Annotated in this window: 24 protein-coding genes; 6 read left to right on the top strand and 18 right to left on the bottom strand. The window is 58.0% G+C overall.

Annotated elements, in window-relative coordinates; all coding sequences use genetic code 11:
- The 3 genes from L463_RS15930 (at window position 1) to nrdG (ending at window position 3,650) form a co-directional block, all read left to right on the top strand.
- On the top strand, window positions 1–573 hold the full coding sequence (locus L463_RS15930; protein ID WP_032103145.1) for a PTS sugar transporter subunit IIA: 573 nt from the start codon (window positions 1–3) through the stop codon (window positions 571–573).
- A 368-nt stretch (window positions 574–941) separates the two neighbouring features.
- Entirely contained in the window at window positions 942–3,080 is a 2,139-nt protein-coding gene (gene nrdD / locus L463_RS15935) for an anaerobic ribonucleoside-triphosphate reductase (RefSeq protein WP_015572514.1), read from the top strand.
- 105 nt (window positions 3,081–3,185) lie between these two features.
- Window positions 3,186–3,650: an anaerobic ribonucleoside-triphosphate reductase-activating protein gene (gene nrdG / locus L463_RS15940; protein ID WP_015572513.1), complete on the top strand. Its 465-nt coding sequence runs from the start codon at window positions 3,186–3,188 to the stop codon at window positions 3,648–3,650.
- A 32-nt stretch (window positions 3,651–3,682) separates the two neighbouring features.
- On the opposite strand, the gene L463_RS15945 is transcribed toward nrdG, so the two are convergent.
- From L463_RS15945 to L463_RS15990, 10 genes are all read right to left on the bottom strand, one after another.
- Window positions 3,683–5,593, bottom strand: coding sequence for a BglG family transcription antiterminator (locus L463_RS15945; RefSeq protein WP_023295816.1), 1,911 nt, complete (start codon window positions 5,591–5,593; stop codon window positions 3,683–3,685).
- Window positions 5,594–5,612: 19 nt separating this feature from the next.
- On the bottom strand, window positions 5,613–6,749 hold the full coding sequence (locus tag L463_RS15950) for a lactonase family protein (RefSeq protein WP_032103144.1): 1,137 nt from the start codon (window positions 6,747–6,749) through the stop codon (window positions 5,613–5,615).
- Window positions 6,750–6,870: 121 nt separating this feature from the next.
- A complete protein-coding gene (locus tag L463_RS15955; RefSeq protein ID WP_017694646.1) occupies window positions 6,871–7,611 on the bottom strand; it encodes a 2-dehydro-3-deoxy-phosphogluconate aldolase in 741 nt (246 codons plus the stop codon).
- Window positions 7,608–8,726, bottom strand: coding sequence for a DgaE family pyridoxal phosphate-dependent ammonia lyase (locus tag L463_RS15960; protein WP_017383914.1), 1,119 nt, complete (start codon window positions 8,724–8,726; stop codon window positions 7,608–7,610). Before L463_RS15960 ends, L463_RS15955 begins: the two co-directional genes overlap by 4 nt.
- Window positions 8,710–9,843, bottom strand: coding sequence for an amidohydrolase/deacetylase family metallohydrolase (locus L463_RS15965; RefSeq protein WP_017383915.1), 1,134 nt, complete (start codon window positions 9,841–9,843; stop codon window positions 8,710–8,712). Before L463_RS15965 ends, L463_RS15960 begins: the two co-directional genes overlap by 17 nt.
- 42 nt (window positions 9,844–9,885) lie before the next feature.
- Window positions 9,886–10,527, bottom strand: coding sequence for a DUF4310 family protein (locus L463_RS15970; protein ID WP_015572508.1), 642 nt, complete (start codon window positions 10,525–10,527; stop codon window positions 9,886–9,888).
- A 13-nt stretch (window positions 10,528–10,540) separates the two neighbouring features.
- On the bottom strand, window positions 10,541–11,317 hold the full coding sequence (locus L463_RS15975) for a DUF4311 domain-containing protein (RefSeq protein WP_006810337.1): 777 nt from the start codon (window positions 11,315–11,317) through the stop codon (window positions 10,541–10,543).
- A gap of 22 nt (window positions 11,318–11,339) precedes the next feature.
- Complete coding sequence (locus L463_RS15980) at window positions 11,340–11,639, bottom strand: DUF4312 family protein (protein WP_006810338.1); 300 nt, start codon at window positions 11,637–11,639, stop codon at window positions 11,340–11,342.
- Between the two features lie 2 nt (window positions 11,640–11,641).
- A complete protein-coding gene (locus tag L463_RS15985; protein WP_006810339.1) occupies window positions 11,642–12,004 on the bottom strand; it encodes an SFCGS family glycine-rich protein in 363 nt (120 codons plus the stop codon).
- A 10-nt stretch (window positions 12,005–12,014) separates the two neighbouring features.
- Window positions 12,015–12,353 carry a PRD domain-containing protein gene (locus tag L463_RS15990; RefSeq protein ID WP_026080657.1) on the bottom strand — a complete coding sequence of 113 codons (339 nt, stop codon included), beginning with the start codon at window positions 12,351–12,353 and terminating at the stop codon, window positions 12,015–12,017.
- A 416-nt stretch (window positions 12,354–12,769) separates the two neighbouring features.
- Here L463_RS15990 and L463_RS23400 point away from each other — a divergent pair, with 416 nt between their 5' ends.
- Window positions 12,770–12,925 (top strand): Hok/Gef family protein, encoded by a 156-nt coding sequence (locus L463_RS23400; protein WP_017383916.1) that lies wholly within the window; start codon window positions 12,770–12,772, stop codon window positions 12,923–12,925.
- 70 nt (window positions 12,926–12,995) lie between these two features.
- Here L463_RS23400 and cybC read toward each other — a convergent pair whose 3' ends face one another.
- Window positions 12,996–13,382: a cytochrome b562 gene (gene cybC / locus L463_RS16000; protein ID WP_010427378.1), complete on the bottom strand. Its 387-nt coding sequence runs from the start codon at window positions 13,380–13,382 to the stop codon at window positions 12,996–12,998.
- Window positions 13,383–13,425: 43 nt separating this feature from the next.
- On the bottom strand, window positions 13,426–14,778 hold the full coding sequence (gene pmbA, locus L463_RS16005) for a metalloprotease PmbA (RefSeq protein WP_015572506.1): 1,353 nt from the start codon (window positions 14,776–14,778) through the stop codon (window positions 13,426–13,428).
- A 95-nt stretch (window positions 14,779–14,873) separates the two neighbouring features.
- Between pmbA and yjgA the strand changes: the two genes are divergently transcribed.
- Entirely contained in the window at window positions 14,874–15,425 is a 552-nt protein-coding gene (gene yjgA, locus L463_RS16010) for a ribosome biogenesis factor YjgA (RefSeq protein ID WP_003856072.1), read from the top strand.
- A 104-nt stretch (window positions 15,426–15,529) separates the two neighbouring features.
- Here the strand turns inward: yjgA and mpl are convergent, their stop codons facing one another.
- On the bottom strand, window positions 15,530–16,903 hold the full coding sequence (mpl, locus tag L463_RS16015; RefSeq protein WP_017694649.1) for a UDP-N-acetylmuramate:L-alanyl-gamma-D-glutamyl-meso-diaminopimelate ligase: 1,374 nt from the start codon (window positions 16,901–16,903) through the stop codon (window positions 15,530–15,532).
- 179 nt (window positions 16,904–17,082) lie between these two features.
- Between mpl and fbp the strand changes: the two genes are divergently transcribed.
- Window positions 17,083–18,081, top strand: coding sequence for a class 1 fructose-bisphosphatase (gene fbp / locus L463_RS16020; RefSeq protein ID WP_003856070.1), 999 nt, complete (start codon window positions 17,083–17,085; stop codon window positions 18,079–18,081).
- Window positions 18,082–18,118: 37 nt separating this feature from the next.
- Here fbp and L463_RS16025 read toward each other — a convergent pair whose 3' ends face one another.
- The 5 genes from L463_RS16025 to ytfQ all read right to left on the bottom strand — a co-directional run bounded on the left by L463_RS16025 (window position 18,119) and on the right by ytfQ (window position 24,366).
- Window positions 18,119–19,687, bottom strand: coding sequence for a methyl-accepting chemotaxis protein (locus L463_RS16025; RefSeq protein ID WP_032673104.1), 1,569 nt, complete (start codon window positions 19,685–19,687; stop codon window positions 18,119–18,121).
- A gap of 93 nt (window positions 19,688–19,780) precedes the next feature.
- A complete protein-coding gene (gene yjfF / locus L463_RS16030; RefSeq protein ID WP_017383921.1) occupies window positions 19,781–20,782 on the bottom strand; it encodes a galactofuranose ABC transporter, permease protein YjfF in 1,002 nt (333 codons plus the stop codon).
- Complete coding sequence (gene ytfT / locus L463_RS16035; RefSeq protein WP_017383922.1) at window positions 20,769–21,794, bottom strand: galactofuranose ABC transporter, ATP-binding protein YtfT; 1,026 nt, start codon at window positions 21,792–21,794, stop codon at window positions 20,769–20,771. The genes yjfF and ytfT overlap by 14 nt, the downstream gene beginning before the upstream one ends.
- Window positions 21,795–21,804: 10 nt before the next feature.
- Window positions 21,805–23,307, bottom strand: a complete 1,503-nt coding sequence (gene ytfR / locus L463_RS16040) for a galactofuranose ABC transporter, ATP-binding protein YtfR (RefSeq protein ID WP_017383923.1) — start codon at window positions 23,305–23,307, stop codon at window positions 21,805–21,807.
- 102 nt (window positions 23,308–23,409) lie between these two features.
- Window positions 23,410–24,366 (bottom strand): galactofuranose ABC transporter substrate-binding protein YtfQ, encoded by a 957-nt coding sequence (gene ytfQ, locus L463_RS16045; RefSeq protein ID WP_032103142.1) that lies wholly within the window; start codon window positions 24,364–24,366, stop codon window positions 23,410–23,412.
- Window positions 24,367–24,488 lie beyond the last annotated feature (122 nt).

Here is a 24,488-nt window from a genome sequence, read left to right as displayed (position 1 = left end):
ATGAACTTGCTTGCATTGACGCATCCCGAACTGGTGTTTATCAACCCGCCCCAACGCACGCCGGAAGCAGTGATCCGCTGGCTCACCGAGCCGCTCGCCAGGCGGAATGTCATTAACGATCGAGAGGCATTTATCGAAAGCGTTTTACAACGCGAAAGTGAAGGCCCTACCGCGCTGGGTGAAGCGCTCGCCGTCCCGCACGGTAAAACCGAGGCGGTGCAACAGGCGGCATTTTGTCTGGCGCTCTTTGACGATCCGATATGCTGGCCGGGGCTGGAGGGTGATGAAGAGGTGAGGATGGTTTTCCTGCTCGCCATTCCGCCAGCGGAAGCAGGCAGTACGCATATGCACCTGCTGACGACGCTGACCAGCAGACTCACGGATGAGCGGGTGCGTGAGCAATTGCTGGCGGCGCGTACGCGGGAAGAGGCGATGTCTGCGCTGAGTAATGAAGGTTCTCAAAAACAGGACGATGCCCCCGAAAGCTCTCTTCTCATCCCGTTGGTACTGGGCTGCATCGTTACCGTAGCCTTTTTGCAGGCAGGGTTGAGCTGGGCCTGCGGGGTGAGTTAATCGAGCAGCGCTCAGCACAGGCTCTGCTGAGCGCTTGTTTTTGTTGAATAATTAATCAGATTTTTCCTTCGAGTCTTTACAATTGCCCCAGCGCCCGCCGTTTGTACTCTCGTCTTTTTACTTTGTTCTGCATCAAAAAAATCGCAAACTTGTTTGATGCAAATCACTATATGTAGCACTTAAAATGCACGCCGACCCAACATCTTGTATTTATCGTCTACTATTCCAACAACAAGACGGCGCGAACGCTGGCCGGAATTGTGGATAACACGAGCTGGGCACGCGGGAAGTCTTTGCCGCGGCGAGGAATACGTCCGGTGAATACTTCTCCACCTTTGTGGATAACCTGTTTTTAAAATGGAGTGATCATGACACCGCATGTGATGAAACGTGATGGCTGTAAAGTGCCGTTTAAATCAGAGCGCATCAAAGAAGCCATTCTGCGTGCAGCTAAAGCAGCGGGAGTCGATGACGCAGATTACTGCGCCACCGTCGCAGAAGTCGTTAGCAGCCAGATGCATGAACGCAGCCAGGTGGATATCAACGAGATCCAGACCGCGGTTGAAAACCAGTTGATGTCTGGTCCGTACAAGCAGCTGGCGCGCGCCTACATTGAGTATCGTCACGACCGTGACGTCCAGCGTGAGAAACGCGGTCGCCTGAACCAGGAGATCCGCGGCCTGGTGGAGCAAACCAACTCGTCGCTGCTCAATGAAAATGCCAACAAAGACAGCAAAGTGATCCCAACCCAGCGCGACCTGCTGGCCGGTATCGTCGCCAAGCACTATGCCCGCCAGCACCTGCTGCCGCGCGACGTGGTGTCTGCGCACGAGCGCGGTGAGATCCACTATCACGATCTCGACTACTCGCCGTTCTTCCCGATGTTTAACTGCATGCTGATCGACCTGAAAGGCATGCTGACCCACGGTTTTAAAATGGGTAACGCCGAGATTGAGCCGCCGAAATCCATCTCCACCGCGACGGCGGTCACGGCGCAGATCATCGCCCAGGTGGCGAGCCACATCTATGGCGGCACCACCATTAACCGCATCGATGAAGTGCTGGCCCCGTTCGTGGCCGAGAGCTTCAACAAACACCGTAAAACGGCGGAAGAGTGGCAGATCCCGGATGCCGACGGTTACGCCCGTTCCCGCACCGAGAAAGAGTGCTACGACGCGTTCCAGTCGCTGGAATATGAGGTAAACACGCTGCACACCGCCAACGGCCAGACGCCGTTTGTGACCTTCGGGTTTGGCCTCGGCACCAGCTGGGAATCACGCCTGATCCAGCAGTCTATTCTGCGCAACCGCATCTCCGGCCTCGGTAAAAACCGTAAAACGGCGGTGTTCCCGAAACTGGTGTTCGCCATTCGCGACGGCCTGAACCACAAGTTTGGCGATCCGAACTATGACATCAAGCAGCTGGCGCTGGAGTGCGCGAGCAAGCGTATGTACCCGGACATCCTCAACTACGATCAGGTGGTGAAAGTCACCGGTTCGTTTAAAACGCCAATGGGCTGCCGCAGCTTCCTCGGCGTGTACGAGGATGAGAACGGCGAGCAGATCCACGACGGGCGCAACAACCTGGGCGTCATCAGCCTGAACCTGCCGCGCATCGCGCTGGAAGCTAAAGGGAATGAAGCGGCCTTCTGGACGCTGCTGGATGAACGTTTACAGCTGGCACGTAAGGCGCTGATGACCCGCATCGCCCGTCTTGAAGGGGTGAAAGCCCGCGTCGCGCCAATTCTCTATATGGAAGGAGCCTGCGGCGTGCGCCTGAAGGCGGACGATGATGTGTCGGAGATCTTCAAAAACGGTCGCGCATCGATCTCTCTTGGCTATATCGGCATTCACGAAACGATTAACGCGCTGTTTGGCGACAAGCACATCTATGACAACGACGCCCTGCGTGAGAAAGGTATCGCGATTGTGCAGCGCCTGCGCGATGCGGTAGACCAGTGGAAAGAGGAAACTGGCTACGGTTTCAGCCTGTACAGCACGCCGAGCGAAAACCTCTGCGATCGCTTCTGCCGTCTGGACACCGCTGAGTTCGGCATCGTGGAAGGCGTGACCGACAAAGGTTACTACACCAACAGCTTCCACCTCGATGTGGAGAAGAAGGTGAACCCGTACGACAAGATCGACTTTGAAGCGGCCTATCCGCCCATCGCGAACGGCGGTTTTATCTGCTACGGCGAGTACCCGAACATTCAGCACAACCTGAAGGCGCTGGAAGACGTGTGGGATTACAGCTATCAGCACGTGCCGTACTACGGAACCAACACGCCAATTGACGAGTGCTACGAGTGCGGCTTTACCGGTGAGTTCGAATGCACCAGCAAAGGCTTCACCTGCCCGAAATGCGGTAACCACGACGCAGCCCGCGTCTCCGTGACCCGCCGCGTGTGCGGCTACCTCGGCAGCCCGGATGCCCGTCCGTTTAACGCCGGTAAGCAGGAAGAGGTGAAGCGCAGGGTGAAACATCTGGGGAATGGGCAGATCGGGTAATCCGCTGCCACGTTAATGCCCGGTGGCGCTGCGCTTACCGGGCCTACGGACCGCTCTCTTTTGTAGGCCGGGTAAGCGCAGCGCCACCCGGCGTGGTTATTCGCGATGAACTATCACCAGTACTACCCCGTCGACATCGTCAACGGCCCCGGCACCCGCTGTACCCTGTTTGTATCAGGCTGCGTTCACGAGTGCCCCGGCTGCTACAACAAAAGCACCTGGCGCCTGAACTCGGGTATGCCGTTTACCGCTGAGATGGAAGACCGCATCATCAACGACCTAAACGACACGCGCATCAAACGCCAGGGGATCTCGCTCTCCGGCGGCGACCCGCTCCATCCGCAAAACGTGCCGGCGATCCTGAAGCTGGTAAAACGCATCCGCCGCGAGTGCGCGGGAAAAGACGTCTGGGTCTGGACGGGCTATAAGCTGGATGAACTGAATGCGCAGCAGATGGAAGTGGTGGATCTGATTAACGTCCTGGTCGACGGCAAGTTCGTGCAGGATCTAAAAGATCCTATGCTTATCTGGCGCGGCAGCAGCAACCAGGTTGTGCATCATCTGCGTTGAATGAAGGCGGATATCCTCTGTCCGCCTGAACGTCAAAACCGACTCAAACTCTCCATCGCCTCAGCCTTAAACGCCGCAAAATTCTCGCACTGGCACAGGCGCGCCATCGCGCGTTCACGCAGGAAGGTGACAAAGATGTCGTAAATCGCCATTGCCTCTTCGTACTCGCTTTTGCTGATGGCGAGCAGGAAGATGACATGAGCGGTTTCATCTCCCCACTGAATGCCCTGCGGCGCCAGCACGGTGTAGACCACCGTTTTTTGCGCCAGCAGCCCGAGGGAGTGCGGCAGCGCGATGCCGTCGCCGAGCATGGTGCTGACGATGGCTTCACGCTCGATAACCGATTCCAGAAACTCCGCGCCGACAAAACCTTCCCCTTCAAGCTGCCCGCACAGTTCGCGGAACAGCGTTTGCTGGTCGACAGGCTTGTCGAGAATGCGGAAATGGGCCGCGTCGAAGTATTTTTCCAGCATCCACGGGCGGGTGCGATCCACCAGCACCAGCTTGCCGATCTGCTCTAACTGATAATCGGTCGGGAACGGGGCGATCATCACCACCGGTTTGGATTTTTCGCTCACGCGGGCGGTGGAGATCACGAAGTCTTCGCCAATGGCATCGGCAAGCTCGTACTCACGAAGGGTGAGCGTGCGCGTCACCTCAATCTGCGGATATTTACGCTGAAGTACCGCCTCGATCATGCGCACCATCGCGTTACCGGCGTCGCACACCAGCAGCACCCGCGGCTGGCGCTGGTAGCCGATATTGTAATGGCGCTCCAGCCCGACGCCGATATGCAGCACCAGAAAACCAATTTCGTTTTCGCTGATCACATACGGGGTGTATTTGCCCCAGCTCGACACCGCCGCGAGGGTCATATCCCACGCCATCGGGTAGTGCTGCTTGATGTTATCCAGCAGCGGATTGGGGATCATGATTTGATACCGCACGCGGGTAATCATGGTTTTGATGTGCGTGAGCAGATCTGCATGCAGTTGCTCATCGCTCAGCAGGTTGTAGTTATAGTGGGTGTTGATGTAGCGCAGAATGTAGTTGACCAGGGCTTCGTCGTCGTCGGCGTTAATGGCACTGGGGGCGATCTCCTGGATCTGCCGCGCCGCAATGTGCACGCACAGCCAGCTCTCTTCTGACGGCGACAGCGCTTTGCCCGCCAGTTGCTGAATGGTGACGGCGATATCTTTCGCCGCCTCACGCACGTTCTCTTCCACGTCTTCCGCGTGGAATTCCGGCAGCGGATACCCCTCGCTGATGCGCCGCACCGACACCGCGCAGTACAGGCGCAGGAACAGCTCGCCTTCATCGGTCAGGCGAATGTGATGGCGCGTCAGCGCATCGTGCAGCACCGGCACCATCTTTTCCGCCACCCCCGCATTCAGCGCCACGTCGGTCACCAGCGGGTTCAGGCTGTCCTGCTGCGCCAGCTCCCACAGAAGGTCGGTCAGGCAGGCGCGGATCGCCATCTCGCTGCCAAACAGCTTCATCCCGTGGCGCGGGCGGGTTTCCAGCGTCAGGTTATAACGATGAAACCACTCGCGCACTTCCACCATGTCGCTCTGCAACGTGGCCCGGCTGACGAACCACTCATCGGCCAGATCCTCCAGCTTGAGGGAAAAGGCTGACGTCAGAAAACGCACCACCAGATAGTGCACGCGCTCCGGTCCGGTTCGCGGAATACGCAGCGCGCGCGGGTGGGACGCCTGCAATTGTTGATAGCGCACCACATCATTAATTTTGAGCTGATAGCCGTTGCCCCGGCTCAAAATGAACTGCGCGCCGTGGCTGGCCAGCAGCGCGTTCAGGGCGGTGATATCCGCCCGGACGGTTCGCGTGGAGACCGACAGCCGCTGCGCCAGCTCGTCCTGTGGCAGCGTCTCGTTTTGCAACAGATCGAAAAGTTGCGCTAAACGTTGGTTCGGAAATCGCACGTCGTTGTCCTCTTACTGCTCAGGGTGAAATGACCATCTGGGATGGGCTGCCGACCGGGGTATAGTCTGGCTCGGCGCTCAGCTTGCCGTCCGGCGCCACGCGGAAACGGGTAATGTTGTCGCTGCGCTGGTTCATGACGTACAGCCAGCGACCCTGCTTATCGAGCGTCAGGGTGCGCGGATAGTCGCCGCGCGTCCAGACATCATCCTGATGCGTCAGCGTACCCTCCGCCGTTACGGTAAAGTGCCCGATGCTGTTATGCAAACGGTTAGCGACATACAGCTGTTTCCCGTCGGCGCTTAGCGCCAGCCCGGCAGCAAAACTGGTGCCTTTATAACCGTCCGGCAGGGCTGAAACCGTTTTACCCTCTTTCAGCCTGCCATTACTGTCCAGCGCATAATGGGTGAGCGTAGACGCCTCTTCGTTAATCAGCCACAGGGCATCGCCTTTCGGCGTAAAGACGAAGTGGCGCGGCCCGGCCCCTTTTGAGGAGGCGCTGATAAATGGCGGATCGTTAGGAGTCAGCTTCCCGGTTTGATCGTCAAAACGGTACTGATAGATGCGATCCAGCCCCAGATCGGTGGAAAAAACGTATTTCCCGTCCGGATCGGCGGCGATCATGTGCGCATGTGGGCCGTTATGATCGCTGATGGCGAAACTGCCCTCGACGGCAGCTTCCGGCTTCGCCGCGCCCGGTTCGCCTTTGTCCTGATGGGTGTCCGTAGCATCGCCCAGGCTGCCGTCTGCGTTAACGGGCAGCACCGCGACAGTTCCGCTGACGTAGTTTGCCACCAGCAGATGTTTGCCGTTCGGCGTCAGGGAAAGATACACCGGCCCCGCGCCGCCGGAGGACACCTGATTCAGCTCGCTCAGCGCGCCGTTATCACCGATGCGCAGCGCCTGCACCACGCCCTGCTCCACTTCGCTTGCCAGATACAGCGTTTTGCCGTCGTGTGAGACGGTTAACTGCGCGGCGTTCGGCAGTTTGCTCACCAGTGTTTTATCGTTCAGCGCACCGGTTTGCGGATCGACGGTAAAGCGGTACAGCCCTTCACCGTTCGGATTATAGGTACCCACCCAGGCGTACTGGGTTTGAGCGATTGCAGAGGTAGCAAGTAAAGAGAGTGAAGCGACAAGCAGGGTACGGGTGTGCATGGTGGCTCCTTCGGGTGTGTGCGGTTTGTTTCCCCTCACCCCAGCCCTCTCCCAAAGGGAGAGGGGGTAAAGGTTCCCTCTCCCGGTGGGAGAGGGTTAGGGTTAGGGTGAGGGGCAGGTTCTACTTAACCAGCTTCTTCGTCATCGCCAGCAGCGTACGCACATCTTCCGGACGCGTATCACCGCTGGCTTTATCGATAATCGAGCTGTAGATATGCGGGATGATTTTGCTCACGCCCGCATCCAGGGCGATCTGCAAGATCGCCTCGAAGTTCTCCAGATCGATTCCCCCGGTCGGCTCCAGCCAGAAGTCGTGACGGGCGCAGGCTTCCGCCACCGCCTGGTATTCGTCACGGCATTTCAGGCCGCCCATCGGGAAGTACTTGATGGAGCTGCCGCCGAAATCTTTCAGCAGGGCGATAGCGGTTTCAACCGGCACTATGCCGTCCGGCGCTTTGCTGCTCAGCGGGCCGGTGGAGATTTTCACCATCCCGACGGTGCCGGTCGGGGAGACCAGACCGTTGACCACCGACTCATTCTGCCCCAGCAGCGCGCGGCTGGTGGCCACGCCGGTAAAGACCTGGTTAACGTGCTGCGGCTGCACCTGGCGGGAGATTTCACTCACCATCGCCGACTGGTTCGGGTCGCCCGCGCCCAGCCCCACGGAGAGCGCGTTATCAATCAGGGCTGCGTATTCGCGCATGTCCGCAACCGCGCTCGCTACGTCCGGGTAATTTTTGGAGAGCACGCCCACCAGCACATGACCTTCCGCCGCCTCGTAAATGGCGCTGGCGTTGGCCTTTGAGCCTGCCAGCACGTTCAGGCAGACGCGGTCACGGTAAAAGTTGGGGGTCAGTTTCATGCTTTTTTCTCCTGTCCTAATACTTCGCTAATGCGGCGGTACACGATGTTCAGCTGGTCAGCATTCACGCTGCGCACGTCCGCCTCGATAATCCCTTCGTTGGCCTTATAGCCACGGAAGTAAATGGCGTATTCGCCCTGTTTCAGCTTCGCCACCAGATCGCCCGTGCCGACGCCCGTAGCGGCTTCGTCGAACTTAATCTCGGTACGGGCGATATCGCGACCGGCGCTGTCCCAGACCACGCGCGCGGTCACGCCGTTCAGGGTGTTCAACGCGTCGATAAACGGCGTCATCTTCGCCACCATCTCGGCCCCGCTCTCTTTGGTCGCCGTCAGGTAGTGTTCGATGGCGCAGGTCAGGCCCAGGATACCCTCTTTGCCCACTTTCATCGCGCGACCAATGCCCGCCGTCTGGCGCTTCACCCACTCAACGTACTGGGTTTTGCCGATCACCAGCCCGCTGGTTGGCCCTTCGATCGCCTTCGCGCCGCTGTAGATCACCAGATCGGCACCGGAGCGGTAGTAGGCGTGCAGATCTTCTTCCGCCGCCGCATCGACGATCAGCGGGAGATCGTGCTTGCGCGCCACGACCGCCGCCTGCTCGACGCTGAGCATGCTTTTCTGCACGCAGTGGTGCGATTTGATGTAGAGGATCGCCGCCGTGCGCGGAGTGATCGCCGCCGCCAGCTGATCGGCAGAGCATTCGTTGGCGTAGCCCGCCTCCACCAGCTTGCCGCCGCCCAGCGCCACCATGGTGCCCACCGGCGCGCCAAAGTTCACGTTGTGGCCTTTCGGCAGGACGATTTCGTTGTTTTCAATCGGTGTGACGTGCAGGTTTTCCAGCAGCCAGTCGCTGTCTTTCACCAGCACCGCCGCCACGGACTGGGCAATGCCCGCCGACGCGCAGGAGACCACCGTCGCCCCTTCCACCTCCAGCAGCTTCGCGATGTATTCCCCGGTTTTATTGACCAGATCCTTCATCTCGAAATAGTGATTCATGCCGTCCATCGCCGCCTGCACCACTTCCGGGCGCGGCGTGGAGACACCCAGCGCCGTCATGCGGCCAGAGGTGTTGATAACCTGCTTTAAGTTGTACTTCTCATAAATCGAAGGCATGTTCCGTGCTCCCTTGTTCGGTCATGTAGCCCTTGCCCGCGCGGATCGCGGCAAGCGGCATCAGAATGTGTTCAGCCTGTAGGCTGTCGTTTTCGGCATCCGTCAGCACCGTCGGCTGGCGCTTGAGCGTAAACAGCGTCAGATCGGCGTCTAGGCCAGGCTGAATGCGGCCTTTGCGCGTCAGGCGCAGGCCGTCGGCGGCGTTGGCCGTGACACAGTCAATCACCTGCGGCAATGACATGCCGATGGCGAGGAATTTCGACATCACGCTCGCCAGCGAGCCGACCGGGCCGTTGATGCGGTTGCGGCAGTAAATATCCGAGCTGATGGTATGCGGCAGAATGCCCATCGCAATGGCGCGCTTCGCCACTTCAAAGCTGAAGCTCGCCGTGCCGTGACCGACGTCCAGGCGCACGCCGCGCTTCAGCGCAGACGTAATGGAGGCGCGTAGCTCGCCGGAGGGCGTCAGAATGCGGTTAGGCTTGCCGTTGTAGCAGTGGGTGATGATGTCGCCGGAGCTCAGCAGTTCGGCAATCTCATCGAGGTTCGGCGGGTTGTTGCCGATGTGCACCATCAGCGGCAGGTCGCCGTTCTCTTTCTGAATCGCTTTCGCGCGCTCCAGCGGGGTGATGCCGTTTTCACCGACCACGCTGCTGCTCATGCGCGCCTTCAGGCCAACGATAAAATCCGGGTGGCGCGTCACCGCCTGCTTCACCGCATCGGCGTCAATGTTCGCCATGTTGGCCAGCTCGTTCTGGGCGATCAGCCCCACGCGGGAGATGTTCAGCAGGGCAAACACCTCGGTGGAGGCTTTGCGAGTGATGGCGTAAAAATCGTCCACGTCGTCGGCTCCGGTACTGCCCGCGTCCACCACGGTGGTGACGCCGGTGGCAATGCCCACGCTGTCCGGCTCGTCGTGGTAAATCGGGGAGTTCGGGTAGCAGTGGACGTGGGAGTCAATCCAGCCCGCGCTGACGAACACGTCGCCGTTCAGCTCAACCGTTTTGCGGGCGGGAGCGTCAATGTCGCCTGTCGCGGCAATCTTCCCGTCCTGGATGGCGATATCGGTCAGGGTATCGTCGGCGAGGCGCGCACGGCGCAGGAGTAAATCAAACATGAGGATCTCCTGATAAAGCGGGCACCGAAGCGCCCGCGGGTATTAAAGGGCGACCGGGAACAGCCAGCCCAAAATCATTGCGCCGAGGATGGCGCCACCGGTAATCGGCTTCTGCCAGATGTAGAACAGCAGTGCGCCTACCAGGGAACCGACGCCGATTGGAATGGAGGCGGTCATGGCGCTGAGGATAATCAACGGCCCGAGGAAGCGGCCGGAGGCGTTACCCGCGCCCATCATCACGTCTGCGCCGTAGGTGGAGTTGCTCTGATTGATGGTGAACTTCCGCGCCAGGATGATGACGTAGCCAATCGCCAGGCCAATCACCAGGCCGGTAATCAGCGCGGCAATGAAGTTGGTCACCGGGAACATGATCCCCGCGCCCAGCAGCAGCGCCGGAACGCCGAGGCCCACGCCGGTCTGGATCGCACCGCCGATATCGAGAATACCCACCAGCGAGCCTTCGATAATACGGGCGAACAGGAAGCTAGCACCGAACGCCGCCACCGCGCCGTAGACGCCGGTATCGATTCCCGCTTTCAGCATCGCCACGAAGGCAACTTCGTTAAACGCGCCGATGCCGTAGAGGTAGTACATGTGCGTCCCGGCGAAGACGCCGGAGGAGAGCAGGCCAACGAAGATCGGGAACGACCAGTCGGCATACCAAAAACCTTTATTCTGTTCCATTTAGAGGCTCCTGTTATTTACCGCTGAGCGAGTTGTGGATCATGTCGAGCCAGTTCGGCACGGTCAGATGGAAGGATTCGATCATCTTCATGTCGAAACCGCGGAAGAAGCCGCTCAGCACGAAGAGCAGGACGATCGCCGCCATCATCACTTTGGTGACGTGGTTCCAGCCACTCTCTTCAACACCTTTACCAATCAGAATACCCAGTACCAGACCCGGTACGGCGTTACCCATGATCAGCTGTGCCGCGCCGCCAAAGATGGTGGCCCAGAAGCCCGATTTTTTACCCGCGTCGATGGCCGCCAGCCAGAAGATCACCGGCATCACGGTGTTGACTAGCAGGTTCGCCGCCGGTACCAGCACCTTCACGGCGGTCACCTGAAGCGCTGCCGGAACGGAGGAGGCGGTCAGGTTAAGGAAGGTCACGACAATCATGCCGATGATGCCGCAGGCAATCGCCATTTTGCGCGGGTCATGCAGCGTTTCACCGACGTTACGGTTTTTAATCATCAGTGCAGCAGCACCCCAGTTCGGGATGATGCGGTGGTCAACGTCCTGTGTGAAGGCACCTGCGGCCACGGAAGAGGCCCAGGCGTTAAAGAAGAAACCTAACCCAAAGGAGAAGTGGGACGCCGGATCCCCTTCGCAGGAGTTCAGTTCCCCCAACGTACGAAACGCGCCCATACCCTGAGTGGTAGGCGCATGAAACATGCGTGCAGCCCCGGCGCCAACACCGACGCCAACCAGGCCGCCAATGATGAGCGATTTTATTAATATAATTAAGAACATCAGTCTGCCCTTTTATGAATAATCAGCGTTGCGTGACGAAATCCACCTGGTCGAGATTGATGGCGGTCACGTTGACGGTCACATCCAGCTCCACGCTGTAGGTGCGTCTTTCCCGGCGCAAAAAGAAGAACAGAAACGCTTCTTTTCGCACCGCTTCTTGCGCCTGAACAACCTGCACATCCTGTGGCTCAATACGCAGTAAGATATGCGGTGAGGCTTTCATCACCGCAGCCTGAACGTGGTTGAGGGCGTCGGCAAAGGCGCGCGCTTTGGCGTCGCCCTTCCCCTTCACTCTCACCGTGGTTGTGAACTGTTCTTTCATGCTTACGCGCCGTATTTCTTCTGCCACGCCTGTACCAGACGCTCGCCCAGCTCTTCTTTATCCATAAAGCCAAAGCCCAGCACGTTGCAGCCTTCGTTGATGGCGGTCACCCCCTCATCCACGGAGCGCATGCCGTATTTGGCCTTGTAGCCATATTTGGTCTGAGCGGTGATGGCGCCCGCGCCGCCGCTGCCGCAGAAGGAGATCCCGAAGGTGGCGTTTTCTGCTTTCATCACGTCACCGAGCTTCATATCCGCTGCCATGCCCGGTACGACAACCGCGCGTCCGCCGGCTTTTTCCACACCCGCAGCCACTTTCTGACCTTTACCCAGGCGATCGCCAATCACGACTGTAATCTGTTCCATGTGTTGCTCCTTAAAGGTTGTCTTTCGCGACTTCGAAGTGAACGGAGAGCAGCCAGGCCTCTTCATCAGGAAGGTTGCCGAACTGCGCTACCACTTCACGGGCGAGTTGCATTGAATCTGGTGAAATTTCGTCAAACAGCTCTGCTTCAACCTCTGGCAGCGGCTCGCCGGTCACGGACCGGTGCGCCATTGCGCGAACGTGGGAGGTCAGCATCTGCTCCTGTACCGCGTTGGGAATGATGTTGTGCCGGGCCAGCAGGGCGTAGACCTGCTGAAGCATGGTGTTCGCGAGCTGTTCTGTTTGCACCGCCTGTTCCCCAACGTCGTTCATTACCGCTCCGTTAATCACTCGTCTTACCCCGTTAATGGCTCTGGAATAAAACTAACGTCGAGGGGGAATTGTTTGTAGCGAGTTGTTTTCCACTTCGAAGTGGAAAGGCGAGCAGCGGCAGTGATCTGTGCCACATAAATGCGGTGAATCTGTATAAATCGCTGGATTTACGTGATGAATATCACGCTATTACGCGGCATTAGACTGGTAAGCGGAGTGGAAAAGATTACGAGCAGGCTCGTAGAAATGTGACGTGGATAAGGTTTTCTTATGGGGATCCGCTAGAGTGGCGGCGGGTGCTTGAGACTGACCGTCTCAGGCATGGGACGGAAAGTGGAAAGCCCCGCCTGATAAAAAATCAGGGCGGGGGCTCGAAACGACACGTCACACCGTGGAGTTCGCTACCTCGCCCGCTTTAAAGCAAGGAGGCATCCATGAAACGCAGAAACCCAAGTATCGGGGTTTTGATGATTATTTCTTTGACAATAATCATCTTAACGCTGGTGACGAGGAAAACACTGTGCGAGATCCGTTTTCGTAACGGCTCGCTTGAAGTGACAGCGCGGATGGATTGTCGCTCCGGCAAGTAGGGAGCAACGATGCGGGGGCGCATAATGCGCCTCCGCATACGGGGAGAGGACGTACAGCTCAGGCACCCAATTAACGATACTTTTTGTGGTACGTGTTGCGGGTCGCGACAAACTGATCGGCTGCCGCCTGGGCTTCTTTCACTTTGCCTTCGTTCGCCAGCTTCAGCGCGCCGTCAATCTGGCCGACCAGCACGTCAAAACCGTGGCGGTAGTCTTTCATCTCGGCGCTGTCTGCCGCTTTGCTTTCCAGCTTCGGCGGCGTCGCTTTTTGCGCATCCAGCGCGGCTTCACGCATTTTAGTCAATGCGTCTTTCATGTCCGCCGCATTGTCCGTTTTCTGCACCACCTTCAGGTTTTCACTGAGGATGTCCATGTTGTCTTCGAGATCGGCAGCAAACGCAGACGAGCCAAGAACCAGCGTTGAAGCCGCGACGATCGCTAACAGGTGTTTACGCATTGCTCACTTCCTTTTTTTATTATTAATCAATCTTTTACGGGGATTATTGCCCGGCGATTTTCATCTCCGGCAGTAATACAGAACCACACTGAATATTGCTGCGTGTTTCAATATCGTTACCGACCGTAACAATATTGCGCCACATGTCCTTCAGGTTGCCGGCGATGGTGATTTCGCTCACCGGATACTGAATTTCACCGTTTTCGACCCAGAAGCCCGCTGCACCGCGAGAGTAGTCGCCGGTAATACCGCTCACGCCCTGCCCCATCAGCTCGGTGACCACCAGGCCGGTGCCCATCTCTTTCAGCATCTGTTCAAAATTCAGGCCCTGTCCGGCAATGCGCCAGTTATGAATGCCGCCCGCGTGCCCGGTGCTTTTCAGCCCCAGCTTACGCGCGGAGTAGTTGGTCAGCAGCCACTGGGTCAGAATGCCGTCTTTCACGATATCACGACGTTCCGTGCGCACGCCTTCGCTGTCAAACGGCGTAGAGGCCAGCCCTTTCAGCAGGTGTGGGTGCTCTTCGATGGTCAGCCATTCCGGCAGGATCTGCTTGCCCAGCGAGTCGAGCAGGAAGGTCGATTTACGGTACACCGAACCGCCCGCAATCGCTCCCACCAGATGACCAAACAGGCCGGTTGCCACTTCGTTGGCAAAAATTACCGGCGCTTTCATGGTGGAGAGTTTACGCGGCGAAAGGCGTGACAGCGTGCGTTCGGCGCACGCTTTTCCCACCCACTCTGGAGACTGCAAATCTCCTAGCGCGCGGCCAATGGTATACGCGTAATCACGCTCCATATCGCCGTTTTCTTCGGCGATGACGCAGCTGGAAAGCGAGTGGCGGGTTGAGCAGTACCCCTGCAACATGCCATGGGAGTTACCAAACACTTTAATGCCGTAGTGGCTGTTAAAGCTGCCGCCTTCGGTATTGGTGATGCGTTTGTCAGCCTGCAAAGAGGCCTGCTCGGCTCGCGCGGCCAGCTCAATGGCTTCATCCGGCGTCACTTCCGCGGGATGGAACAGATCGAGATCCGGCGCGTCAAACGCCAGCAGCTCTTTATCGGCCACGCCAGCGTAAGGGTCCGGGGAGGTGTAACGCGCGATATCCAGCGCCGCCTGCACCGTACGGGCGATGGCATCCGGGCTCAGATCGGTAGACGACGCGCTGCCTTTACGATTCTGGTGATACACCGTGATCCCCAGCGCGCCATCGCTGTTAAATTCTACATTCTCCACTTCGCCATAGCGGGTGCTCACGCTAATGCCGGTGGTTTTGCTGACCGCCACTTCGGCGCCATCTGATTTACCTGAAGCGAGCGTCAGCGCGGTGGAGACGGCTTCTTCCAGGATCTTACGCTGCGCTTCAACTTGTGAGGTTACTTTCATCGCAAATGCCATACTGTAAGAGAGAGTTAAGTGAAGTCTAACAGAGAACCGTTTTTCAGTGCGCGTCTTAACTGGTAACATTAGCCTCTTTTTTTAAGGAGCCTGACATGACTAAGCAGCCCGAAGACTGGCTCGACGACGTTCCCGGTGATGACATCGAAGACGAAGATGATGAGATCATCTGGGTCAGTAAAAGTGAAATTAAACGTGACGCCGAAGAGTTAAAACAGCTTGGCGCAGAAATGGTAGAACTGGGTAAAAACGCGCTGGATAAGATCCCGCTCGACCAGGATCTGCGTGATGCCATTGAACTGGCACAGAAAATCAAGAAAGAAGGGCGTCGCCGCCAGCTTCAGCTTATCGGTAAACTGCTGCGTCAGCGCGACGTGGAGCCGATCCGTCAGGCGCTGGACAAACTGAAAAACCGCCACAATCAGCAGGTTGCGCTGTTCCATAAGCTGGAGCAGATCCGCGATCGTTTGATCGAGCAGGGTGATGACGCAGTACCTGAAGTGCTGAATCTGTGGCCGAATGCCGACCGCCAGCAGCTGCGATCGCTTATCCGCAACGCGAAGAAAGAGAAAGAAGGGAATAAGCCGCCGAAGTCTGCGCGCCTGATTTTCCAGTATCTGCGCGAGCTGTCTGAGAACGAAGAGTAATCTGTGCGGGTTTGCGCCGGATGGCGGCGTAAACGCCTTATCCGGCCTACAAGGTCGTGCGAAAAAATGTAGGCCCGGTAAGCGCTAACGCCACCGGGCTTTTTTTACTCTGCGGCCGCGGCTTTCTTCGCCAGACCGTCCAGCAGCTTCTGATGGATCCCACCAAACCCACCGTTGCTCATCACCAGAATGTGATCGCCAGGCTGTGCGGCTTTCACCACCATATCCGCTAAGACATCCACGTCCGCACTCCAGTGCGCCGGCTGAATGCAGGCGTCTGCCACTTCCGCCACCTGCCACGGAATATGCTGCGGTTGCAGCAGGAAGACTTCGTCGGCACGTCCTAAGGACGGCGCAAGATCGTCTTTGCAGATGCCCATTTTCATGGTGTTCGAACGCGGTTCCAGCACGGCCAGAATGCGCGCGGTGCCGCCAACTTTGCCACGCAATGCGGCAAGCGTCGCCAGAATGGCCGTTGGGTGGTGCGCGAAATCGTCATACACGGTAACGCCGTGGGCTTCACCGCGCAGCTCCAGACGGCGACGGGCGTTGATAAACGAGCCCAGCGCATTGGCGGCATCCGCAGGCAGTACGCCCACGTGACGCGCCGCGGCGATCGCCATCAGGCCGTTGTGCATGTTGTGCTCGCCCACTAGGCCCCACTTCACCTCGCCCACTTTCTCACCGTCGAGCAGCACTTCCCATTCGGAGGCATCCGCGTTGAGCTTTTTCGCCTGCCAGTGCCCCTGCTCGCCAACCAGCTCCTGCTCGCTCCAGCACCCCATCGCCATAGTCTGCTTCAGGTTGATGTCGTTCTCCGGCAGGATAATGCGGCCCTGACCCGGAACAATGCGCACCAGATGGTGGAACTGTTTCTGAATCGCTTTCAGGTCGTCAAAGATATCCGCGTGATCGAACTCAAGGTTGTTGAGGATCAGCGTGCGTGGGCAGTAATGCACGAACTTGGAGCGCTTGTCGAAGAACGCGCAGTCGTATTCATCCGCTTCAATCACAAAGAACGGGCTGTCGCCCAGACGCGCGGAGACGTCGAAATTCCCCGGTACGCCGCCGATCACGAAGCCCGGCTTGTAGCCGCAGGCTTCGAGGATCCAGGTCGCCATACCGGCGGTGGTGGTTTTGCCGTGCGTCCCGGCAACGGCGACAACCCAGCGGTCGCGCAGGACAAAATCATGCAGCCACTGCGGGCCAGACATGTACGGGATATTGCGTTCCAGCACCGCTTCAACGCATGGATTCCCACGGGTCATGGCGTTACCCACGATCACCAGATCCGGCTGCGGCTCCAGCTGGCTGGCGTCATATCCCTGAATCAGAGAAATTCCCTGCTTCTCGAGCAGCGTGCTCATCGGCGGATACACATTGGCGTCCGAACCTGTCACTTCATGGCCCAGCGAGCGCGCCAGCATTGCCAGTCCGCCCATGAAAGTGCCACAAATCCCCAATATATGAATGCGCATACGTCACTATCCTTCTTCAATGTGGCGCACATTTTACTCACATGTCAGCGGCTGTGAAACGCATTTCAGGTAAATCCGTATTTTGCTGGCGCGATTCACCTCTGCGCTAATATTTGAATGTTTGTTAAGATTGTTGGACATCAACCGCTTTACTCAACATAAGATGCAGGGAAAGTGTTATGAAAACGTTAGGTGAATTTATTGTCGAGAAGCAGCACGAGTTCTCTCATGCTACGGGTGAGCTCACTGCTTTGCTGTCGGCAATAAAGCTGGGCGCTAAGATCATCCACCGCGATATCAACAAGGCCGGTCTGGTCGATATCCTGGGTGCCAGCGGTGCCGAGAACGTTCAGGGTGAGGTTCAGCAGAAACTCGACCTGTTCGCCAATGAAAAACTGAAAGCTGCACTGCGCGCGCGCGACATCGTTGCGGGTATCGCCTCTGAAGAAGAAGATGAGATCGTCGTATTCGAAGGGTGTGAACACGCGAAATACGTTGTTCTGATGGATCCGCTGGACGGCTCCTCCAACATCGACGTTAACGTTTCTGTCGGTACCATTTTCTCCATCTACCGTCGCGTCACGCCGGTTGGCACACCGGTGACGGAAGAAGACTTCCTGCAACCGGGCAGTAAACAGGTTGCTGCCGGTTATGTGGTGTATGGCTCGTCCACCATGCTGGTGTACACCACCGGCTGCGGCGTACACGCCTTTACCTACGATCCGTCCCTGGGCGTGTTCTGCCTGTGCCAGGAGCGTATGCGCTTCCCGGAGAAGGGCAACACCTACTCCATCAACGAAGGCAACTACATCAAGTTCCCGAACGGCGTGAAGAAGTACATCAAATTCTGCCAGGAAGAGGATAAAGCCACCCAGCGCCCATACACCTCGCGCTACATCGGCTCGCTGGTGGCGGATTTCCACCGTAACCTGCTGAAGGGCGGTATTTACCTCTACCCAAGCACCGCCAGCCACCCGGACGGAAAACTGCGTCTGCTGTACGAGTGCAACCCGATGGCGTTCCTGGCCGAACAGGCAGGCGGCAAGGCGAGCGACGGTAAAGAGCGTATTCTGGATATCGTGCCGGAAAGCCTGCACCAGCGCCGTTCGTTCTTCGTCGGCAACCGCCATATGGTGGATGACGTTGAACGCATGATCCGCGAATTCCCGGACGCGTAACGCGTAGAAAGGGGAGCCCGTCAGGCTCCCCTTTTTTTCAGGCCGTTTGCGTCGTCAGTTTGAAGGAGGCCATCGCTTCCATCAGCTCGCGCGACTGTTCCTCCAGGGAACGAGTTGCCGCAGATGATTGCTGGACCAGCGCCGCATTTTGCTGCGCCGTTTCATCCATCTGATTGACGGCGATATTCACCTGCTCAATACCGCGGCTCTGCTCCAGGGACGCCGTCGCAATTTCACGCATCAGTTTGGTCATACGCAGTACTTCGGTGGCGATCTCGTCCATCGTCTCACCGGCCTGCTGCGCCAGCTCGCTGCCCTCGTTCACGTGGGTTTGCGAATCGCTGATAAGCGAGCGGATCTCTTTCGCCGCATCAGCACTGCGGCTGGCGAGATTACGCACCTCACCCGCCACGACCGCAAAACCTCGCCCCTGCTCACCCGCACGCGCCGCTTCAACGGAGGCGTTCAGCGCCAGAATATTGGTCTGGAAGGCAATGCCGTCGATGACGCTCAGGATATCGGCGATGCGCGCCGAACTGCCGGAGATGTCGCGCATCTTCTCAATGACATAGCAGACCATTTCACTGCCGTGATCGGCGGTATCGGAGACCGACTTCGCCAGCTGGTGCGCCTGCTCGGCGTTATCGGCGTTAAGTTTCACCGTGGCGGTGATCTCTTCCATGCTGGCGGCCGTCTGCTCCAGCGAGGTGGCGGTGGATTCCGTGCGCTGGGCCAGGTTCATATTCCCGGCCGTCAGCTCGCGGCTGCCGGTATCAATCTGCGAGCTGGCGTCACGCACCCGCAGAACCGAGTCCATCAGCGACTGGCGCATCCCTTCGATCGCCGCGTTAAGGCGATTAAATTCCTGGCTCGCCGGCGCGTTCAGGGTATGGGTTAAATCCCCGGCCGCCACATGTTCCAGCTGGGCAATCGAGGCTGAAAGCGGCTTGAGCAGCATATGGCGCAGCACCAGCCAGGCCAGCACGATAATGCCAGCCGTCAGCAGCGCCGCGACGATAATCAGGATCAGCACGCGGGTTTTACTCGCCTGCACGGCGCTCACCTCCGCTTTACCGCGCGCCTCGCTCCATGCCTGGAACGCCTGCATATCGTTATCAAACTGCTTCGCCACCGGGACCAGCTTGTTTTCCAGCAGATCGTAATAGCTGTCCGCGCTTTGCTCGTTCAGGGCTTTCAGCATCGGGCTGATACCCTGCTGGTTGTACACCGCCAGACTCGCGGCAACGTTATCCAGCAGCTTTTGCCCCTGCTCATCCGCCACGCCGCTGCCGATCACATCCTTCAGCGTTTTCTGTGCCAGCGCCACTTCCTGGTTAATGGTTTTGACCGCCCTGGCCGCATCGTCCAGCAGGCCGACCTCCATCATGCGAACGGCCTGCCCCGCTTCGTTACGCGCGCGCAGGATCAGCGTATAGCCGGCATTCAGCTGCACCATCTGTTCACCCTGAAGATGATTGATGCGCTGGAGAGAAGCGGAACTTTGTGTAAGGGCATAAATGCCGATGCCGCTGACAATCAGCAGCAGAAGGGTCATAACGGCCAGTAAAGAGAGCAAGCCGGTACGAATCGATAGCGTTTTAAGCATGATGTTATTTCCGGTAGCGAGATATTTCTGGGCATAAAAAAAGAATATCGGCCGCTACCGGAAAATGTTTAGAGTTTAAGCAATTTCAGCATGTTATCGCTCTGTTAAAGATGTATTCACCCGGGTAACAGGCGAGCTCTGGCGGTTCTCCCACAGCACCGTCAGGCCGCGCTGGAGCGCGATAAAAATAAACAGCAGAATGCCGATAGCGATTTTGGTCCACCAGGAGCTGAGCGTGCCGTCGAAGTTGATATAGGTCTGAATCAGCCCCTGGATCGCCACGCCAAACAGCGTGCCGAGGACTGTCCCCACTCCGCCGCTGAGCAGCGTACCGCCAATCACTACCGAGGCAATGGCGTCCAGCTCAACGCCCACCCCCGCTAGGGCATAGCCTGCCTGGGTATAAACCGAGAATACAATCCCCGCGAGGGTGGCCAGCCCGGTCGAAAGCATGTAGATGCGAATAGTCGTGCTGCGCGTGGAAATTCCCATCAGGTTCGCGGACGTGGCGCTGCCGCCAATGGCATAAACCTGGTTACCAAATCGGGTACGGTGGGCGAGGAAGATCCCGATCACCACCACGCCCAGCATCAGCAGCCCCATTGCGCTCAGGCGCCCCCCGCCGGGAATTTTCCACGCCAGACTGGAGAGCGTGTCGTAGATCGGATGGTTAATTGGAATTGACTCCTCCGACACCAGATAGCTCACGCCGCGCAGGAAGAACATCCCGGCGAGGGTGATGATAAAGGCCGGGATTTTCAGCGCATCGATCAAAAGCCCCATAAAGGCGCCGAACGCGCAGCCCATGACCAGCACCAGCGGAAAAGCCAGCAGCGGCGAAATCCCCCAAAAGCCAATCGCCTTGGCAAGGAACACGCCGGTAAAGGCGATCACCGACCCAACGGAGAGGTCGATCCCGCCGGAGAGGATCACAAACGTCATGCCGACGGCGATAATGCCTAAAAAGGCATTGTCGGTCAGGATGTTGCAAATCACCCGCGTGGAGGCGAAGCCCGGGAACTGGGTAAGGCAATAGAGGTACCCCAGAACGAACACGCCCAGCGTGATCATTAACGGCAAATTACGTTTTATCATGACCGCGGTTCCCCTTAATGAGAGTGATAAAGCGCGGCGACTGCACGATAAGTACGATAAGTACCACGACCGCTTTGACGACCTGATTCAGCTCCGGCTGGAACCCGGAGAGCAAAATACCGGTATTCATACCCTGAATAATCAACGCCCCCACCACCGAGAGCAGCAAATTAAAACGTCCGCCCATCAGCGATCCACCGCCGATAACCACCGCGAGGATCGCATCCAGCTCGAGCCAGAGTCCGGCGTTATTGGCATCCGCTCCGCGAATATCGGCGGCCACGATCACCCCGGCAATCGCAGCACAGACGCCGCTCAGCACGTAAGTCAGCATCACCATCAGCCGCGTATTTACCCCGGCGTTTTTCGCGGCCCGAATGTTAATCCCCACCGCTTCGATGAACATCCCGAGCGCCGTTTTGCGGGTGAAAAGCCAGAACACCACCAGCGTCACCAGCGCGACGATCACCGGCGTCGGGAAGAACAGAAAATTACCGCTGCCGATCCACGCCAGGCTCGGGGAGTTAAAGGTGACGATTTGACCGGAGGTGATAAGCTGCGCCACACCGCGCCCGGCCACCATCAAAATCAACGTCGCGACAAACGGCTGGATCTTGAGCACCGCAACCAGAATGCCGTTCCACAGCCCGGCAAGCACGCCGGAACCCAGCGCGGCCAGCAGGACCACCGGCAGGCTGTGCCCGGCGACGGTCATCGAGGCGGCGGTGGCGCCCGCAATCGCCATTACCGCACCGACGGAGAGGTCGATCCCGCCGGTGGCAATGACCAGCGTCATACCAATCGCCAGCAGCGCCACGGGCGCGGCACGGTTTAAGATGTCGATCGGGCTACCAAACAGGCGGCCATCCTGCACGACGATCTGAAAGAAATGCGGAGCCACCAGGCTATCCACCAGCAGCACCAGCAGCAGCGCCACGATTTGCGGCGTGCCGGTCGGCCAGGTGAAGCGGCGCTTCGCTTCGCCAGTTTGCGAAAGAGAACGGGACATCACATTTGACTCCTTACGCCGCGATGGCATTCATGATCGCCGGTACCGACAGTTTATCCAGCGGGATCTCTGCCACCTGCCTGCGATCGCGCATGATGATGACGCGATCGGCATAGCCGACCAGCTCCTCCAGCTCGGACGAGATCACCAGCAGCGCCAGACCGTCGGCGCAGAGCGTTTCGATAAGCCGGATGATTTCGGCGTGCGCGCCCACGTCGATACCGCGCGTGGGCTCGTCGAGGATCAGGAATTGCGGCTTGGTGAGCAGCCAGCGCGAGAGGAGAACCTTCTGCTGGTTACCGCCCGAGAGGAACTCGATGGGCTGTTCCGCGCTCGGGGTACGTATACCGAGCTGGCGGATGAAGCGCTCGGCAATCGCGTTCTGCTCGCGCTTAGGGATCGGACGCAGCCAGCCGCGCTGGGCCTGTAGCGCCAGAATGATGTTTTCCCGCACCGAGGCGGCGGCAATAATCCCGTCCGTTTTCCTGTCCTCCGGACAGAAGCCCACGCCGAGGCACGACGCCTGATGCGGTGAACGTAGCGTTTGTGGTTTGCCTTTGATCAGCGCCGTTCCGCTGTCGGCAGGTTTGATCCCGAAGATGACTTCGGCGGTTTCGGTGCGCCCGGAGCCTAACAGCCCCGCCAGACCCACAATTTCACCGGGGCGTACCTCGAGGTTAAACGGCGCGATGGTCCCTTTTCTGCCGTAATCGTGAAACGCGGCGATCGGTTTTTCGCTCAGCAGCGTACGGCCCGCGCGCTGAAGCGCGTTGGTCTCGAGTTCGCGGCCCAGCATCATTTTGACCAGCTCTATCTGCGGCAGCTCGCGGGTTTCCCGGCAGCCGACAAAGCTGCCGTTGCGCAGCACCGTTATACGGTCGCTCACCTCGTAAACCTGATCGAGGAAATGCGTCACGAAAATCAGGCTGACGCCCTGATTACGCAGCTGGCGCATCAGGGTAAAAAGCATCTCCACTTCCTGGGTATCGAGGCTGGCGGTGGGTTCATCGAGGATCAGCACTTTCGCCGAGAGATCGATAGCGCGACAGATCGCGACGATTTGCTGCATCGCTACGGAAAAACGGTTCAGCGGTTCGCGCACGTCGAGAGAGAAGCCATACGATTCCATCAGCTTCGCGGCGCGCGCTTCCATCTCTTTGCGGCGCAGCAGGCCAAAACGTCTGGGTTCGCGGCCAATAAACAGGTTATCCGCTACCGACATGTTTGGCAGCAGGTTCACTTCCTGGTAGACCGTGCCGATCCCCAGTTGCTGGGCATGCGCGGTGTTTTTGGGCGAAATGGCGTTACCTTCCAGCCAGATAGCGCCGCGATCGGCGTGATAGACCCCGGTCAGGGTTTTAATCAGCGTCGACTTCCCCGCCCCGTTTTCGCCGAGCAACGCCATGATCTCCCCCCGCCGCAGGCTGAAATCAACGTTATCCAGCGCCTTAACGCCAGGGAAAAATTTACTCAGGCCCTCTGTGCGGAGGATTTCCTGGTGTTGTTCGGTGGTCATGGTTCCCCCTGCATCAGGCCGGATGACGCTACGCTTATCCGGCCTACAAAAGAGCGTATCGTAGGCCGGGTAAGCGCAGCGCCACCCGGCAATTTCACTGGATCAGTAGCCCATATTTTTCTTCTTCTCTAACTCTTCTTTCGCCGTGTCCGGCAGGTAGAGCGTGGATTTGGTGATGGTCAACTTCTCAGGCTGGGTGCCGTCTTTCTTGAATTTCTCCAGCGCATCGAATGCCGGGCCCGCCATATTTGGCGTCAGCTCCACGCTGGCGTTCGCTTCGCCGTCAATCATCGCTTTGTAGATATCCGGTACGCCGTCGATCGAGCCGGTGAGGATATCTTTGCCCGGCTTCAGGCCCGCTTCTTTGATGGCCTGGATGGCGCCGATCGCCATGTCGTCGTTGTGGGCGTAAACCATGCAGATATTTTTGCCGTTATTTTCTGCCTTGATGAAGCTTTCCATGACCTCTTTACCCTTGCTGCGGGTGAAGTCGCCGGACTGAGAACGGATGATCTTGATGTTTGGTGCTTTGGCGATGGCCTCCGCGAAACCTTTCTTACGGTCGATAGCCACGCTCGCCCCGACGGTGCCCTGTAACTCAACCACGTTACACGGCTTGCCATCTACCTGCTTCACCAGCCAGTCACCAATCAGTTTGCCTTCCAGCACGTTATCGGCGGTGACGGTGGTCATATAGAGAGATTTGTCTTTTACGTCGATGGAACGGTCGAGCAGGAAGACCGGAATTTCAGCATCTTTGGCTTCCTTCAGCACCGGCTCCCAGCCCGTGGCGACAACCGGGGCAATAAAGATGGCATCCACGCCCTGAGCGATAAACGAGCGCACCGCTTTAATCTGGTTCTCTTGCTTTTGCTGACCATCGGCGATTTTCAGCGTAATACCGCGCTTTTCGGCCTCACTTTTCGCCACATTCGTTTCAGCGGCGCGCCAGCCGGATTCAGATCCGACCTGCGAAAATCCAACGGTTAAGGGTGCGGCCATCGCCATAGACGACATGGCTGCCGAAACTGCTGTAACAAGAAGTAAGCGCTTCCACATATGAACGTCCTCGTAGGGTAGGTTATTGTTGGTTAAAAGATGTTCCGCGGATGAACTATAGCCAATGGAATATGTTACGGATTGCGTTACATCACACTTCAGAAAAGTGAATAAAACGTTAA

This window comes from Enterobacter sp. BIDMC 27, from assembly GCF_000534415.1.
GTDB classification, from domain to species: Bacteria; Pseudomonadota; Gammaproteobacteria; order Enterobacterales; family Enterobacteriaceae; genus Enterobacter; species Enterobacter hormaechei_C.
The sequence above is the reverse complement of the archived record's forward strand: the minus strand, read 5'-3'. Positions and strand labels throughout refer to the sequence as shown.